Origin of the sequence: Fusobacterium ulcerans ATCC 49185 (assembly GCF_900683735.1) — a bacterium.
GTDB lineage: Bacteria > Fusobacteriota > Fusobacteriia > Fusobacteriales > Fusobacteriaceae > Fusobacterium_A > Fusobacterium_A ulcerans_A.
This window is the reverse complement of the sequence record NZ_LR215979.1, coordinates 3,741,358-3,756,494: the sequence shown is the minus strand read 5'-3', so window position 1 is coordinate 3,756,494 and position 15,137 is coordinate 3,741,358. Positions and strand designations below refer to the sequence as shown.

Annotated in this window: 16 protein-coding genes; 2 read left to right on the top strand and 14 right to left on the bottom strand. The window is 30.0% G+C overall.

What is annotated here, in order from left to right:
• Window positions 1-77: 77 nt before the first annotated feature.
• Window positions 78-1,865 (bottom strand): FUSC family protein, encoded by a 1,788-nt coding sequence (locus tag E0E45_RS17115; RefSeq protein WP_232044146.1) that lies wholly within the window; start codon window positions 1,863-1,865, stop codon window positions 78-80.
• Between the two features lie 472 nt (window positions 1,866-2,337).
• Here E0E45_RS17115 and E0E45_RS17110 point away from each other — a divergent pair, with 472 nt between their 5' ends.
• Window positions 2,338-3,045, top strand: a complete 708-nt coding sequence (locus E0E45_RS17110; RefSeq protein WP_130892251.1) for a YoaK family protein — start codon at window positions 2,338-2,340, stop codon at window positions 3,043-3,045.
• A gap of 326 nt (window positions 3,046-3,371) precedes the next feature.
• Here E0E45_RS17110 and E0E45_RS17105 read toward each other — a convergent pair whose 3' ends face one another.
• The 9 genes from E0E45_RS17105 to E0E45_RS17065 form a co-directional block, all read right to left on the bottom strand.
• Window positions 3,372-3,530, bottom strand: coding sequence for a maltose acetyltransferase domain-containing protein (locus E0E45_RS17105; protein WP_232044145.1), 159 nt, complete (start codon window positions 3,528-3,530; stop codon window positions 3,372-3,374).
• 32 nt (window positions 3,531-3,562) lie between these two features.
• On the bottom strand, window positions 3,563-4,060 hold the full coding sequence (locus E0E45_RS17100) for a GNAT family N-acetyltransferase (protein ID WP_232044144.1): 498 nt from the start codon (window positions 4,058-4,060) through the stop codon (window positions 3,563-3,565).
• Window positions 4,061-4,135: 75 nt separating this feature from the next.
• On the bottom strand, window positions 4,136-4,681 hold the full coding sequence (locus E0E45_RS17095; protein WP_130892249.1) for a YbaK/EbsC family protein: 546 nt from the start codon (window positions 4,679-4,681) through the stop codon (window positions 4,136-4,138).
• 14 nt (window positions 4,682-4,695) lie between these two features.
• A complete protein-coding gene (locus tag E0E45_RS17090) occupies window positions 4,696-6,024 on the bottom strand; it encodes a Na+/H+ antiporter NhaC family protein (protein WP_130892248.1) in 1,329 nt (442 codons plus the stop codon).
• 245 nt (window positions 6,025-6,269) lie between these two features.
• Window positions 6,270-7,733: a sulfatase gene (locus E0E45_RS17085; RefSeq protein WP_130892247.1), complete on the bottom strand. Its 1,464-nt coding sequence runs from the start codon at window positions 7,731-7,733 to the stop codon at window positions 6,270-6,272.
• A gap of 21 nt (window positions 7,734-7,754) precedes the next feature.
• Window positions 7,755-8,159, bottom strand: coding sequence for a PTS sugar transporter subunit IIA (locus E0E45_RS17080; protein WP_130892246.1), 405 nt, complete (start codon window positions 8,157-8,159; stop codon window positions 7,755-7,757).
• Between the two features lie 9 nt (window positions 8,160-8,168).
• Window positions 8,169-8,975, bottom strand: coding sequence for a PTS system mannose/fructose/sorbose family transporter subunit IID (locus E0E45_RS17075; protein WP_130892245.1), 807 nt, complete (start codon window positions 8,973-8,975; stop codon window positions 8,169-8,171).
• Window positions 8,968-9,759, bottom strand: coding sequence for a PTS mannose/fructose/sorbose/N-acetylgalactosamine transporter subunit IIC (locus tag E0E45_RS17070; protein ID WP_130892244.1), 792 nt, complete (start codon window positions 9,757-9,759; stop codon window positions 8,968-8,970). Before E0E45_RS17070 ends, E0E45_RS17075 begins: the two co-directional genes overlap by 8 nt.
• A gap of 21 nt (window positions 9,760-9,780) precedes the next feature.
• Window positions 9,781-10,260, bottom strand: a complete 480-nt coding sequence (locus E0E45_RS17065) for a PTS sugar transporter subunit IIB (RefSeq protein WP_130892243.1) — start codon at window positions 10,258-10,260, stop codon at window positions 9,781-9,783.
• A 329-nt stretch (window positions 10,261-10,589) separates the two neighbouring features.
• On the opposite strand from E0E45_RS17065, the gene E0E45_RS17060 reads away from it, so the two are divergent.
• The gene (locus E0E45_RS17060; RefSeq protein ID WP_172604212.1) at window positions 10,590-11,345 is read left to right on the top strand and encodes a DeoR/GlpR family DNA-binding transcription regulator; all 756 of its coding nucleotides are present in this window, start codon (window positions 10,590-10,592) and stop codon (window positions 11,343-11,345) included.
• A gap of 65 nt (window positions 11,346-11,410) precedes the next feature.
• On the opposite strand, the gene citF is transcribed toward E0E45_RS17060, so the two are convergent.
• The 4 genes from citF to E0E45_RS17040 all read right to left on the bottom strand — a co-directional run bounded on the left by citF (window position 11,411) and on the right by E0E45_RS17040 (window position 15,089).
• Window positions 11,411-12,961 (bottom strand): citrate lyase subunit alpha, encoded by a 1,551-nt coding sequence (citF, locus tag E0E45_RS17055; RefSeq protein ID WP_197730072.1) that lies wholly within the window; start codon window positions 12,959-12,961, stop codon window positions 11,411-11,413.
• A gap of 24 nt (window positions 12,962-12,985) precedes the next feature.
• Window positions 12,986-13,867: an HpcH/HpaI aldolase/citrate lyase family protein gene (locus E0E45_RS17050; RefSeq protein ID WP_130892240.1), complete on the bottom strand. Its 882-nt coding sequence runs from the start codon at window positions 13,865-13,867 to the stop codon at window positions 12,986-12,988.
• On the bottom strand, window positions 13,867-14,130 hold the full coding sequence (gene citD / locus E0E45_RS17045) for a citrate lyase acyl carrier protein (protein WP_130892239.1): 264 nt from the start codon (window positions 14,128-14,130) through the stop codon (window positions 13,867-13,869). The genes E0E45_RS17050 and citD overlap by 1 nt, the downstream gene beginning before the upstream one ends.
• A 206-nt stretch (window positions 14,131-14,336) precedes the next feature.
• Window positions 14,337-15,089, bottom strand: coding sequence for an HpcH/HpaI aldolase family protein (locus E0E45_RS17040; protein WP_130892238.1), 753 nt, complete (start codon window positions 15,087-15,089; stop codon window positions 14,337-14,339).
• Between the last annotated feature and the right edge of the window lie 48 nt (window positions 15,090-15,137).

Sequence of the window (15,137 nt, the reverse complement as noted above, 5' to 3'; positions counted from 1 at the left end):
AGAAAAAAGCTGACTTATAAGTAGAAATCATTCTAACTTTATAGTCAGCTTATTTATATGTTACTTTATTTTATAATTTATTGAGAACCTGCATGAATTTTAGAACTATATTCTGTCAAATGCCCAACTGTTTTCAAACAGTTAAATGCCAGAAAATTAAAATACAGTTTATCATCTAATTTTTTAGGAAATTTTAATTCTTTATCTAATTTTGGAAAACTAGAAAACTCATTTTTTTCATAATTTTTATGAATTTCATTTACAGCTTCTTCAAAGTTATTGAAAAGTTCCTGAATAATCATATTATTTTCTAAATCTATATGAAGTTTATTTTTGTAAATATATCCATTGAGCTGTTCCATCTCCATGATAAGCTTATGATTTATTGAAAGAAGATGCAGATAAAATTCCTTTTCTCCCTCCAATAAATTCTCAATTACATATGTTTTTATCTCTTTGGAAACCATATTTGAATGAACAATTAAATCACGAACTACATTAAAATCTATATTTCCTTTTAAAGTTTTAGTTATTTCTCTGATTATTTTAGTATCTATATCAAAAAGCTGATTTAGATTATGCTGAAATTCTCTTTTTACTGTATTTGGAAACACAAAATAATTCATGAAAAATGCTGTAACAACAGCCATTCCCACATACATTGTCCTTAAAATAACTGCCTGTTCCACTTGCAGAATCATTGTTGTAAGAACCATTCCAAAGCAAGTACTATACATAGTCATTATCCATGAAGTAGGAGTGGAATAATACATCAGCGAAGTAAGAAGAACTATCAGAATTGCTCTTTCCACTGTTCCCTGAAAAAATACTCCCATAAAGAATACAATAAAAAGCCCTATTACTGTTCCCAATATACGATTATTAATTTTTAAAATACTTTCCTCAGAATAAGGCATAAGCATAAAGAATACACTCATTGGGTACCAGTAAGAGTGATCAAGTTTAGTGTACTGCACAAAAGAAAAAGCTATACACAAAGTTATTGAAAGACGAATTGCAAATCTTACCTGAAACAAATCTAATTTTAATATTTCTCTTATACTTTCAGGTTTATGAACTGGATTTGGAACCTGCCATTTCTTTTCTGCTTTGTACTTAGAAGTTTTTTCTATCTCAGAAAGAATAAATTTTAAAACATCTAATATTGCAGTTATTGCTTCCCTCTCTTTAATTAAACTAAAATCATATTCATTTAAAAATTCTTCTATTTTCTCTTTCAGAAAACTGTTATCTTTCTCATTTAGATTTTCTCCCACAAGGGTAAAAATCTCACTTAAATGTAGAAGATATTCCTTATCTTCTGCATTAAGTTCTTGCTTTTCTTCAGATAGATACTTCATAAAATAGTGGAATCTTTGAAAAATAATCATAAAATAATAATTAATTTTTCCATATCCAGTTGCTAGATACTTGTAATTTCGTGTAGAATAAATAACCTGATTCAGATGAACCATCATTTCCATAAGTTCTTCTGCTTCAGTTGAAAAATCTTCGCTCTTTATTAGTTTTTCAATTTGACATGTAAGATTTTTCATTCCTTTTCTCACTGTACCATAATTTCTCTTTCTCTTGATTATTTTAGAATGAACATACAGCGCTATAGTAATAACTGAAACACCATAGAGCAGAGCTCCCAACTGCAATATAAAACCTTCTAATTGTAAAGGTATGAACTGTAAAAAGATAAATTCCATTCCATAAATATAATAAGCTTTTGGGTTAAATTTATTTGTAAATAGATACACCAGCATAAAAGGAACTAAAAAATTCAGAGATGCACAAAATATAAGATTTCTTCTGCTCAAAAATGCCATAAGTGCCACAACAAATATAATTCCATACATTCTCAAAAGTTTCTTTATATTAAAATCTTCCTGATATCGAAATAAAAATAACAAAGTTAGAAAAGGAGGCAATATAGTATTACCTATTCCAAAAAAGTGCCACAGTGTAAAAAAGAGGAAAAGTGAAACAAATATAACTGGAAAAACTTTTTTAAACCGTTCTTTTATTTTTAATAAATTTATTTTAGCCTGCTTCATTGTCCTCACCCTTATAAGACTTTATTCTTTATATGTATATTATAATACATATGTCCTCTTTTTTATATAATTCTTTGTAATAATCATTTAAAACTTATAAGATACAATGTTACTATATATTTTTTTTATTTTTACAGAATTTTTCATTTAAAAATAGTTTATATATCCAGTATCTATTTTGTGATATAATTTTATAAAGAGCTCTTTGATACTTAACTTTTCCCTATAAACTCAACTGCCCATTCATACCTTAAAATAAGAGGAGATGAATTAAATGAAAAAAAGTCATGGACAAATGTCAGAATCTTTTCTGCTTGGTGCTCTACTTGCTTTTTCTGGTGGTTTTTTAGATGTGTATACCTATGTTTGCCGTGGGGAAGTATTTGCTTATGCTCAAACAGGCAACATGATATTTTTGGCTCTCTATCTGGCTCAAAGAGAATGGAAACATGCAATACAATATATCTTTCCAATTATTGCCTTTGCACTTGCTGTAATTTTAGTGGAAAAAGTTAGATCTCACTATCAAGAAAAAGAAAATCAAGATATCAATATACACTGGCGGCAAGTTATTATACTTATTGAGCTGTTTCTGCTTATAGCAGATGCCTTTACCCCACAAAAATATAATATTTTAGTAAATATCAGTGTTTCTTTTGTATGCGCTATGCAGTTCGAGGCATTTCGGAAAATTCAAGGTTGTTCTCTTACTACAACCATGTGTACTGGTAATTTGCGTTCAGGCACTGAATATCTTTTTATCTGGCATAAAAAAAGAGATAAAAGTGCAAAAGGTAAGGGATTCCTTTGCTTTATAATTATTCTATTTTTTCTCCTTGGTGCTGTTGCAAGTTACTTTCTCACTAATCAATTTCTAGAAAAAGCTGTTCTTATTCCATGTGTAATACTTCTTTTAGTTTTTTTAATGATGTTTATCAAGGAGGAAGAGAAACAGAAGGAGCTTGATGAGTTTATGAAATGATTTAATATTCTTAATTCTTTTATTATTAAATCTTAATATAATATTAAAAAGCCCATGAATTTTAGAATTTTTTCCTAAAACATGGGCTTAAAAATTTTTCTAATTTTTAAAATCCTCCATATTATTATTGCTCATATACATATATTTTTGATGAGCTTTTTCTGCTGTTTCATTCTTTCAACTATTATAAAAAAATTTCTATTGATTTCTTTTAAATTCTCCATTCCAGATTCTATTCTCTCAAGGAGCATAGTATGTAAAATCTCCTGTTGATGGAGTGCAGTTATTCTGAAATATTGCAACTATAATCTACATAAAAAAATTGATTAATCCACATATTTTCCTAATATTTCTTTTATCTTCTTTTCTCTCTCATTTATATCCTCAGCAGAAAGCATATTATATTCTCTAATTAAATTTTGGGCTCTGCTGCTCATTGTTCTAAGTTCTTTGTCCTTAGTATCATATTCTTGCCCATTAATCATTTTTTTAAATATTTATCTTTACTTCTATTTTTTTATTTCTCAAGATTTAAAAACATATTATTCCATTTTGCTCCTCCATGAGAAGATGCAGATACTCCCTGATTTTCAAAGCCGAATTTTTCATAGTACCCAATCAAATAATCTTTACAAGTTAAAATAATACCTTTTTTATTTCTTGATTTACTCAAAGATATCATCTGTTTCAGCAACTCTCCAGCTACTCCTTTTTTTCTGTATTCTGGAAGCACATCAAGTCCAAATACTGTCTGATAACCTCCTGCTGCATTATGCAATAATGGATTATGGTATAATTCATCTGGAAGTTCTGGTTTATCTGTTGTACATCCATTTACAAAACCAATAATTTTTCCATTTTCAACTGCCACTATAAAATTTTCTCCAAAAACTTCAAATCTTTTATAAATATCTTCTTCTTTTGCTGCTTCAGCAGCTGGAAAACACTCCTGCTCTATTTTTACTATCTTTTCTACATCATTTTTTTCAGCCATTCTTATCTCTAACATTTTCATCACATATGACAGATAATAGATTATCCATCATACTCCCTCCTTTTTCACGAATTTTATTATATATTTTTATCTTTATTATAAAATATTAATTTCATGCTCCAGATATGGAATTAATTTTTCCTTAAAATCTTTCATTTTAATCTTCACTGTAGATAAATTTTCATTTGGATGAAAGCGCATATATTCTCCTTCCAAAAGCTTTTCATCAATAAATAATTTTATTTTATTGTCTTTATCATACATCAATTCTGTTATACTAACTGCTCCAGAATGAGTATTTAAAATATTTTCCAAATCACTGTCTTTAGCCATTTCTATTTTAGGAATACCATGTTTTCCCCTAAATTCTTTTATATCTAATTTTTCATTTCTTGCTAGAACCAGTAAAAAAAACTGACTGCCATTTTTAGTTTTAAACATCAAATTTTTTATCCCAGGCATTTTTAATTTTTCATCTGATTTAGATAAATCTTCCAATGTTTCAGGAAAGATATTAAATTCTACTCTTTCATAATAAATCCCTAATTTTTCCAGCATATCATAACAATCTTTTTCTTTGTCTGAAATCTCTCTATCTGGTCTTCCTGTCAATATATCTGATACCTCAAATTTTTCTTCCATAATTTTATCCTTCCTTAAATTTCTTTTTCTTTTAAAATAAATCTATAATATATATATGCACAAATTGGAATCAGATATATGTAAGCTGCATAGGGTATGAATTTAATACTTCCAATCCCCAGCATTGTACATGGGAGATAGCATGCTATATTCCAAGGAATAAGTGCAGGAATAACTATTGCTGAATTTTCTATATCTTTTGCTAGTTCTATCCTTTTTATTTTCTTTTCATCATAAATTTTTTCTATAATATTTTCAGTCATTATAACTGCAATAGTCTGATTTGCTCCTACCATTCCAGTGATGAAACTAACAATTACAGTGTTTCTAAATAAATCTGCCCTTGTTTTTACATTCATTATTTTATTTTTTATATAATAAAGTATATTTAACTGTTCAAAAAGACCAACAAGAGAGCAGGAAATAATTATAAGAATAAAGGCATTGAGCATTGATACAACTCCTCCTCCTTTTATAATTTTCTCCAAAGAAGTTCCATCAAATTTATAAAATCCTAAAGTTAGATATTTTATTACATCTGTAATCTTTTCTTTTTGAACAACTACAGCTACAGCTGAAGCTAAAATTATACTTACAACCATAGAAATTCTTACATTTATTCTTAAAATAGAAAAGATTACAATTGCTACAACAGGTATAAAGATAAATCTTACATCCAAATTATATGTATTTAAAATGAGTCCTGAAATAGTATTTTCATTTGTACTAAGTATATAACTTCTAGATAGGAATATATAAAACAGACTTGTTAAAAGATATGGTATTATCATTGATTTTATCATATTTTTCAAATTTGAGTATATATCTATTCCTGTAAGACTGGCAACTAAATTAGCACTAGATGAAAGAGGTGACCATCTGTCTCCAAAATAAATTCCTGAAATTATTGCTGCTCCTACAATATTGACATCTATATTACCACTTCTAGCTATTGCCATAAGAGCAATACCTATTGTGCTTGCTGTTCCAAAAGAACTTCCTAGAAAAAAAGCTATTATACTTGTTATAAAAAATGTAAAAAATATAAAAAGATTAGGATTTATAAATTTTATTCCAAAATATACAATACCAGGAATTGTTCCTGAAGCCAGCCAGCTTGCTGTCAAAGCTCCTACAAAGATAAATATTGTTAAAACAACCTTTGATTTTTTACTATACTCAAAAGAGATATCAATAACAGAATCCAGTGTATTATCTTTTTTTAATGCCATTAAAGCAAATCCCATATATACTATAAAAACTATTATTCCAAGAGTAAACTTATTTACTACAACATATGAAAATAAAAAAAAGAACATAAACAAAAACAGAGTTTTTTTCATACCTCTTTCCTCCCTTGAGTAAAATACACATATTTATGAAGTATTATAATTTATTCTATCACTAAATTCCATTATATTTAAGCTATAAAAAAATAAATTCTTTTTTCTGCCAAAATAATTAGGAATAACAGAACTGTATAGAAAATAATATAAATAAAGAAGAGGATATAAACAACCAAAAGCCTAATTATATTTCTGCTCTTAAATTATTCATATCCTCTATATTTTATCAAGATCTATAATTTTTATTTATTCAATCCCAATCTTTCCCATTGCTCTTCAGGAGCATCATTTTCTTTCAATGCTTTTGAAAGTTTTTTCTCCATAAGTTCAATAATTTCTGTATCCTTTATATCATTTTTTTGTTCATAATCTTTCTTTATATCAAAGAGATGATCTTTCATGATATAGGAAAAATCACTTACAAGAGCATTTTTTTCAGCTGGTATTTTATAAACCGGAAAATCTACATTTTTTAAGAAATGTCCACATTCTATCTTTTCTGGAATATCTTTTCCCAGCCAGTTTCTTATTGTTGTAAGAGACGTAGTATACTCATAGCACTTTGAACTATCCCTTGCTCCCCTCATATAAGTATATTGACCATCATAAATATTTACAGCTAATCCAAAAATTCCATAAAGCAAAGATTCCCTGTTCTGTTCATTTTTTTCTACAATGTTTCTAAGAGATTTTCCAGTTACTCTATCTGGAATCTCCACTGACTGATAGTCTAAAATTGTAGCCATTAAATCTATATTCTGTGTTAGTTCTGATTTTCTTTCTCCAGCATAACAATTATCAGGAAAATGTACTATCAATGGAATATTAGAAAGCTCATTATATGCTGGCATATAGCTTTTTCCAAGATATTCTCTCTCTCCTAGACAATACCCATGATCTGTAGTAAATATAATTAGAGTATCTTCATACATATTATTTTCTTTCAGTTTCTCAATAAATCTTCCAAAATGTACATCTGACATTGTAACCAATGCTTTATATCTTTTCTTTAAATGTTCTATAGCTTCTTTTGTTTCCACATCTATTTTTTTATATTTTGGCAAGTCAAAATGTGGTCCTTTATAATCATCATCATATAATTCAAGATATTTTTCAGGTATATCAAATGGCTCATGTGGGTCAAAAGTTTCTACCATAAGAAAAAAATCTTTTGCATTTTTATTTTCATCTATCCATTCCATTGCTGCATCAAAACATTTCACACTTGGAAAATCCTTTTCCTCTTTAAATTTTGTTCTATTGCATTGATATTGTCTTTTTACATCTCCAAAATATTTTTCTGGCATATACGGGTCATCTATTAACGATATCCATGGATCACTCTCCTGTCCTCTAAAGAATTCATATGTTGAAAACTGTTGACAATAATTTTCTCCACCAATTCTAAAATAATGAGCATGATCTGTTATTATGTGTGATTTAATTTTTTTACTTTCCAAAACCTTTGGAATTGTTTTATCAAATATTTCTATTGGCCCCCATGATCTTTCTAAAAAATTTAATCTTCCAGTAAAGATATCTCTTCTTGCTGGCATACAAGGCATACTTCCTGTAAAATGATTTTCAAATACACAGCTTTCCTCACTAAATTTTTTTATATTTTCTGTGATACAATCTGTATTTTCATTATAGCAAGAAAGATGATCTCTCCTTAATGTATCCATCAACACTACAATTGTTCTCATAACTCCTCCAGCAAAATTTTATTATTCATCATCATTGTCTTCTGCAGTTGTCCATTCATTTACATATACAATAGATTCTCTGGATTCTTCAATCATTCTATAAATATCCTCTTTTTTTATATCCTCATCTAGTTCCGATATTACAGTAAGTATTATTGGAAGATTCATTCCGCAAATTATATGAACTCTATCACTGCAATATGGAAAAAAATTCTGAGTAACACTTCCCCCTAGTATATCTGTAAAAACAAAAACCTCATCATCTTCTTTGACACCATCCATTATCTCTTTTACCTGTTCACAAATATCTCCATTGTCTATATAGGCACTTAATTCATAAACATTAGTAAACCCAGTAAGAAATTCGACAGTTTTTTTCATACCAAATGCTAATTTATGATGTGAAGCAATAACAATTTTTTTCAACTTTTCCTCCTAAACTAATACTTTAAAATAAGCTGCAAACATGCTAAAAATAATAACCATTAAAATTATTCCTGTTATTCCTATTTTTTTCATTTTTAATACCTTATAAATTCCAAAAGTTATAAGTACAGGAACTAATGCTGGAAGTATTTTATCCAGCATAGGTTGAATTGCCATTGAAACTTCTCCATACTTTATCACCATGGGTATTTTTATATTTACAACAGAAGAAACTAATGATCCTACAACAACTAATCCTAAAATAGAAGCACATTCTGTCAATAGAGCAACTTTATTTCCAAAACTTGTTACTAACTTAATTCCCTGATTATATCCTAAATGTATAAATCTAAATCTCATAAACATAAATGCTATATTTATAATAATCCATGCAATTACTCCAGTTGGATTATTTTCTAAAGCCATATATCCTGCAATTGATCCAATAATTGTTGGCACAAGTACCCAGAAAATTGTATCTCCTACTCCTGAAAGAGGTCCCATCAAACTTGTTTTTATATTCTGAACTATTTCTTTATCTTTTATTCCCCCATTGTCTTCAATAGCTAAGGTTGCTCCCAGCACTAGAGGTGCTAGCCATGGCATACAGTTAAAATAATTAAAATGATTCTGTATTGATGCCTGAAGTTCATCATCATTTTTATAAATTTTTCTTAATGCAGGATAGAGAGAGTAAACTACAGTTCCTGCCTGTTGATACTGATAGTTATACGTATTTACAGCCATAGGCATCCATCTCATTATAACTTTATTCAAATCTTTTTTATCTAAAATTGCTTTATTTTCATTATTCATCTTCCAATCCTCCTACACTAGTGACATTATCAGATGGTGTTCCAGTTGTTCCCATTTTATTTTGATTTTCACTGTAATATTTCATTGAGGCTATTAATCCTATTATAGTTACTCCTAAAATTGGAACTCCTAAATATGCAGCAAAAAAGAACCCAAGAAATAAATAATAAACATATTTTCTTACAGGCATATAATTTAGTAACATTGCTATTCCCACAGCTGGTAAAACTTTTCCTGCTATAGTCAAACCTGAAATAAACCATGATGGTGTTATTTCTAATATCTTATTTACTATTTCAGGTCCCATACTTATAGCCAAAAATACTGGAATTGCTGCTGTCAGTCCTGTAATTATTGGCCCTACCATCAATATTTTTATCATCTTTCCAAAATCTTTTTTATTTGCATAATTTTGTGATGTACGCACTACAAATCCGTTTAAAATTTTGGCAAAAACATCTAACTGAACTCCAAGCATAGCTACTGGTAATCCTATTGCAAGTCCTGCCTCCATTCCTTTTCCTGTAACAACTGCTATTGTAGTAGCTATAATTGCAGCAGTTGAATATTCAGGAACACTGCTTCCCCCTATACTTGCTACTCCCAATGACATTAACTGCAAAGTTCCACCAATATAAAGTGCTGTCTGCATATCTCCTAATATAAATCCCATTAAAAAAGCTGGTATAATGGGCCATCTCAGTCCAAAAGTCATACCATACTTATCTACAGGAACCAAAAATGCCAATATAGTTATAATAATAACCTGCCATACTGATAACATTTTTTGACCTCCCCTTGATTTTTATTTTTCTAAAAAGTTTTTAAATTGTACTATTGTATCTGCTGGTATATATTGGATTTCTATGGCAGTTCCTCTGTCATAAATTTCTCTGTATAGCTTCATTTCTTCTTTTGTTACAGTTGCTTGCCCTGATAATTTTATTTCATTATTTTTTTCTGCTGTTGCCCCTATATTCAACTTAGGTATTTTGACTCCTGCATTTATTAATTCAAGAATAATCTGAGGATTTTTTACTATTAAAAACACTGTCTGTCCTATATACTTTCCATTTTTATAATTAGTAAGAGCTGTTTCCAGACTTATGATAGATAAGGCAGACCCAGCTGGTTTTGCCAATTTCATCCCATTTTTTTTAAGTTCATTTCCAGCAACTTCATCATCTATTATCATGACTCTCATTGCTCCTACACTTGGTGCCCATTGTGATGCTACAATTCCATGAAGTAGTCTGTTATCAATACGAGCTAATTTTACTTCCATAAATCTCCCTCCTAAAAATATAAGTTATTTTGCTTTCTTTCTAATTATTCTTCAATTTATTTTTTGGTTATTTTCAACCATTTTTATTATAAATCAATTATATCACAACTTCTTTTTTTGTCAATAAAAAAACTTTATTTTATCTTACATACTGTTTTTATATAAAGCTTTTAGCTCTATTATTTTTCATTTTTAAATTTTAAAATATAATTACACTCTTTTTAAAAAATGGTTATTTTCATTCAAATTTTCAATTATTTTATGAATAGATTTATTTCTTTTTTCATGTTATAATAATGTATAAATTATGTCAGGAGGGAATCTTAAAAATGAGATTTAACGAAAGAAAAGCTTTAATAATAAATACACTGAAAAAACAGCAGATACTATCTTTTCCTGAATTAGAACTTCTTTTAGATGTTTCTCCAACTACAATAAGACGTGATCTTACTGCGCTGGAAAAAGAAGGCATTCTTTCACGTTTTCATGGTGGGATAAAGAAAAATAATGGAATCATTGAACAATCAATGAGTAAAAAACAATCTTTAAATATTGAAGCAAAAAAGAAAATTGGAAAAATAGCAGCTTCTCTAATTCATCCAAATGAATTAATTTTTATAGGTTCTGGCTCTACTACTTATTATATGATTAACTACATAAAAGATACTTCCATTACTGTAATAACAAATGGTATTCCCCATGCAGAAGCTTTAAATGCAAAAAATATTCGTGCTTTTCTATTGTGTGGTTTTTTAAAAGACAAAACTCGTTCTGTAGTTGGGAAAGAAACTAATAAATTAATCGAATCTTATCACTTTGATCAGGTGTTTTCCAGTGCTAATGGAATGAATGCTGATTTTGATATTCTTTCCACTGATGAGTATGAGCATAATATAAAAAAATCTGCCATCAGCAGAGGTAAAGTTTCATATATTATGATTGACAGTTCTAAATTTAATAAAACTGCTATGTACACTCTTCCAAGGAATGATGATACTTACATAATTACAGAATCCCTTACTGAAGAACTAAAAAAAATTAAAAATGTTATTACCCCTTCAGAAAGAGATACTAAAAAAAAATAATCTAATACAAAAAAAGAGGATGCTTTTATAAAATTATATTTTTTATAAGGCATCCTCAATTATTTTTATTTAGCTTGTCTTACTACATCTATCACAGTCCCATCCCTATATTCTACTACAGCTACTACTGTATCAGAAGTGGAAAATTTTTCTGGAACTCCTGTCAATTTTTCAATTTCTTCTTTTAACTGTTCTATAGTTTTCAACTGAATTCCTACTTTTGTCAAAATCTCAATTAATTCTGGTCTTCTAGGGTTTACGCAAATTCCTCTTTCTGTTACTAATATATCAACTGTTTCACCAGGAGTCACTACAGTTGTTACTCTATCTGTAACTATTGGAATTCTTTTTCTCATAGTTGGAGCTACTACTACTGTTAATTTTGCTCCAGCTGCTGTATCTGGTGCTCCTCCTAATGCTCCCATTATTATCCCTGTTGACCCAGTCAGTGAATTTATATTATAATCTGTATCTATTTCTGTTGCTGACAAAATCATTACATCTAGTTGATGAGCACTGCAGCCCTTATTATGTGGATTGGCATACATAGAGGCTGACATTTCTATATGAGCTGGATTTTTTAGCATTGATTCTGCTGCTGCACTGTCAAAACTCTGAGTATCCAGTAAAACCTCAAAATATCCTTCTTCTAAGAACTCAACCATAGCAGCTGTTATTCCTCCAGCTGCAAATGATCCCTTTATATTATTTTCATGCATATATTCTTTCAAATACTTACATACTGCCAGAGAAGCCCCCCCAGAACCTGCCTGAAATGAAAATCCATTTTTAATATACCCAGTTGCTGTCAATACCTCTGATGCTTTTTCAGCAATTAAAAGTTCCTGTGGATTCTTAGTTATCCTTGTTGCTCCAGTTGCTATCTGTTCTGGATCACCTATTGATTCAATTACTACTACATAATCAATCTGAGTCATAGGAATACTGATTCTCTTTAATGGAAAAGGCATTAAATTATCAGTTATTGCTACTACTTTTTCTGCATATTGAGCATCCACCATTGGATATCCCATAGCTCCAAATGCTGATTTTCCCTCTGCACCATTCATATTTCCCATTTTGTCACAGGCTGGAGCTGCTATAAAGGCTACATCTATTTTTAATTCTCCTGCTTCTATAGCCCTCGCTCTTCCTCCATGAGTTCTAAATATCACAGGTCTTCCCAAGATATTATTTCTAGAAATCTCTTTGGCTATCTCTCCCCTCAGTCCTGAAGTATTTATCCCAGTAACCACCCCATTTCTGATGTGTTCAATCAATGGTTCATGTGCCTTTGTCAATGAAGAACAGACTAAATTAAGATTTTTTATTCCCATCTTGGCAATTTCATCCATTACCATATTAAGTACATAATCTCCATTTCTTAAATGATGGTGAAAAGAAATTGTCATTCCATCTTTTATTTCACATTTCTCTACTGCTTCTTTTATTGAAGCCAGTATTTTTGAATCTCCTGGTTTAGAAAAACTTTTTAATGGAGCATATTTTCTTCCTGTTGGTTCTGTAGCAAAAGGCCCAGCATAAGGTTTTACCTCTCCATATCCTTTAATATATTCTGGGATTTCTCTCTCTGCTTTATTTTTTATATTTTTTATTTCCACCTTATCTCGTCCTCCTAACTATTTAATCATTCCTGCACTTTTAGCCAGTCTAACTACTTTTTCTGCCTTGGCAATTACTGGAATATCCACCATTTTTCCATTTACTGTGATTACTCCCCCTTTATTGATATTGGCAGCTTCTGCTGCTCTGACTATTTCCAATGATTTTTCGAGTTCTTCCTTATTTGGTGTAAATATCTTATGAACTATCTTTATCTGTGATGGGTGAATACAAGATTTTCCAGCAAACCCCAAATTCATTGAAGTTTTTACCTCAGCTTTGAATCCTTCTTCGTCATCTAAGTCAGACCATACAGTATCAATCGCATCTACTCCTGCAATAGCAGCTGCCATTACCACCAGAGTTCTAGCCACAAACAGTTCTTTTCCCTCTTTAGTTCTCTCTGCTCCCATAGTTCTTGTGAAATCCTCTGCTCCAAAAGATATTGATGTTACCCTTGGAGATGCTGTTGCAATACTTACAGCATTCATAACTGCCAAAGGGGTTTCCAGAGAGCATTGTATCTTACAAGCCCCATTTTCTATTTCATATTCTTTCTCAACTTCAGTCAATAGTTCATCAAGTTCTTTTACCTGTTCAGGAGTTTCGCACATAGCAAGTCTCATTTTTCTAAGCCCAGCTGGAACTAATATCTTTACATCATCTCTTCCAAATTCTGTACTTAAAGGATTAATCCTTGCAAATATTTCTGTATCTCCATAATCTACTGTCTTTAAAGCTTCAGCCAATAAATCTCTGGCAGCATCTTTATCTGCATATTTAACTGCATCTTCTAAATCAAATAAAACACAGTCTGCCCCATAGAGATGAGCTGTTACCAGCATTTTAGGATTATTTGCTGGAGCAAACAACATGGTTCTTCTTGCTCTTTTTTCCATTATTTCATCCCTCCTGTTAAAGCTCTTCTCACTGCAGTTCTTGTTCTTCCTTTAATTACAAAGTCTAATGCTCCAAAATCCTGTACCAACACTTTTGCATTATCTATTTTCATGTCAGCCAATACCTCTTTCACAGCTTTTTTCATAAGATTCCCAAACATTTTTTTATTCTTTGATTCTATCTCTATTTCAATTCCACTATTATCTAAATTTACAGTAACCAAAGCATCTGAATCCTTTTCGTTTCCACATACTCCCACCATATTATCTCCTCCTTTGTTTCAATTAATTGTACAGTACAACTTTAACCCTTTTCCAGTGAAAAGTTCTAAAAATTAACCTAGCTTTTTAGTCACCTATATTATACTCAATTTTTTCTTAATATAATATTAACATAAAGTTCATAAAAGAGGAGACTTAAAAGCTAGAGTAGAATCTCTGCTTAAGTGTCATCCTCTTTTTATCAGTTCTAGTTATTTTTAGCTTTTCTTAAATATTCTTTTACTCCCTGTGTCAAATATTTAGTTATAGAAGTAAGAATAAACTTTGCTCCATATCCAGTATATTTTCTAGCTGTTTCATCATCAGTTACAAAAATTCCTGCTGTTTTTCCTTTAGCTATAATTTTGCTGATAGTTTCCTCTATAATTCTTTCCATTTCTGGATGTGAATTTGGAATTCCTAAAGATGCTGCTAAATCGTTTGGTCCTATAAAAAACATATCTATCCCTTCCACTTCTAATATTTCATCCAAATTTTCTATAGCAGCTCCTGTTTCCAGCTGAATACTTATAAAGACCTCTTCATTTGCCTTTTTCAGAAATTCAGTCTTATCTTCTATAAGACCATATGATGATGCTCTTGTAAAATATGCTATTCCTCTTTCACCCTTTGGTGGATAAAATGCTGATTTTATTACCTCTCTAGCATCTTCAGCTGTATTTATAACAGGAACAAGAATTCCCTCTGCTCCCATATCCAGTACCTTATGAATCATATCTGGAGTACTGTTTGTACATCTTACAAGGACAGAAGTTCTCTGACATTGAGCTGCTCTTATCATATCAAATATTGTTTCTTGATTCATAATCCCATGTTCATTATCAATAATAATAAAATCAAACCCAAGTCTTGAAGTATAGTCAGCAACATCTCCCAATGCAAAAGGAACAAATGTTCCAAACAGAGTCTCTTTCTTTAATCTTTTCTTTAAATTTTCCATATTTTTTATATGATAATTACAGAAATTACCATACTCCTCCTCATGTTT

Bases quoted from the DNA above. Each gene is read 5' to 3' on its own strand.
- E0E45_RS17060 (WP_172604212.1), top strand. From the start codon at position 10,590: ATGAGATTTAACGAAAGAAAAGCTTTAATAATAAATACACTGAAAAAA.
- E0E45_RS17085 (WP_130892247.1), bottom strand. From the start codon at position 7,733: ATGAGAACAATTGTAGTGTTGATGGATACATTAAGGAGAGATCATCTT.
- E0E45_RS17105 (WP_232044145.1), bottom strand. From the start codon at position 3,530: ATGATTAATGGGCAAGAATATGATACTAAGGACAAAGAACTTAGAACA.
- E0E45_RS17075 (WP_130892245.1), bottom strand. From the start codon at position 8,975: ATGAATAATGAAAATAAAGCAATTTTAGATAAAAAAGATTTGAATAAA.
- citD (WP_130892239.1), bottom strand. From the start codon at position 14,130: ATGGTGGGAGTATGTGGAAACGAAAAGGATTCAGATGCTTTGGTTACT.
- E0E45_RS17050 (WP_130892240.1), bottom strand. From the start codon at position 13,867: ATGGAAAAAAGAGCAAGAAGAACCATGTTGTTTGCTCCAGCAAATAAT.
- E0E45_RS17040 (WP_130892238.1), bottom strand. From the start codon at position 15,089: ATGGAAAATTTAAAGAAAAGATTAAAGAAAGAGACTCTGTTTGGAACA.
- E0E45_RS17095 (WP_130892249.1), bottom strand. From the start codon at position 4,681: ATGGAAGAAAAATTTGAGGTATCAGATATATTGACAGGAAGACCAGAT.
- E0E45_RS17065 (WP_130892243.1), bottom strand. From the start codon at position 10,260: ATGGAAGTAAAATTAGCTCGTATTGATAACAGACTACTTCATGGAATT.
- E0E45_RS17090 (WP_130892248.1), bottom strand. From the start codon at position 6,024: ATGAAAAAAACTCTGTTTTTGTTTATGTTCTTTTTTTTATTTTCATAT.
- E0E45_RS17110 (WP_130892251.1), top strand. From the start codon at position 2,338: ATGAAAAAAAGTCATGGACAAATGTCAGAATCTTTTCTGCTTGGTGCT.
- E0E45_RS17100 (WP_232044144.1), bottom strand. From the start codon at position 4,060: ATGAAAATGTTAGAGATAAGAATGGCTGAAAAAAATGATGTAGAAAAG.
- E0E45_RS17115 (WP_232044146.1), bottom strand. From the start codon at position 1,865: ATGTATGGAATTATATTTGTTGTGGCACTTATGGCATTTTTGAGCAGA.
- E0E45_RS17070 (WP_130892244.1), bottom strand. From the start codon at position 9,759: ATGTTATCAGTATGGCAGGTTATTATTATAACTATATTGGCATTTTTG.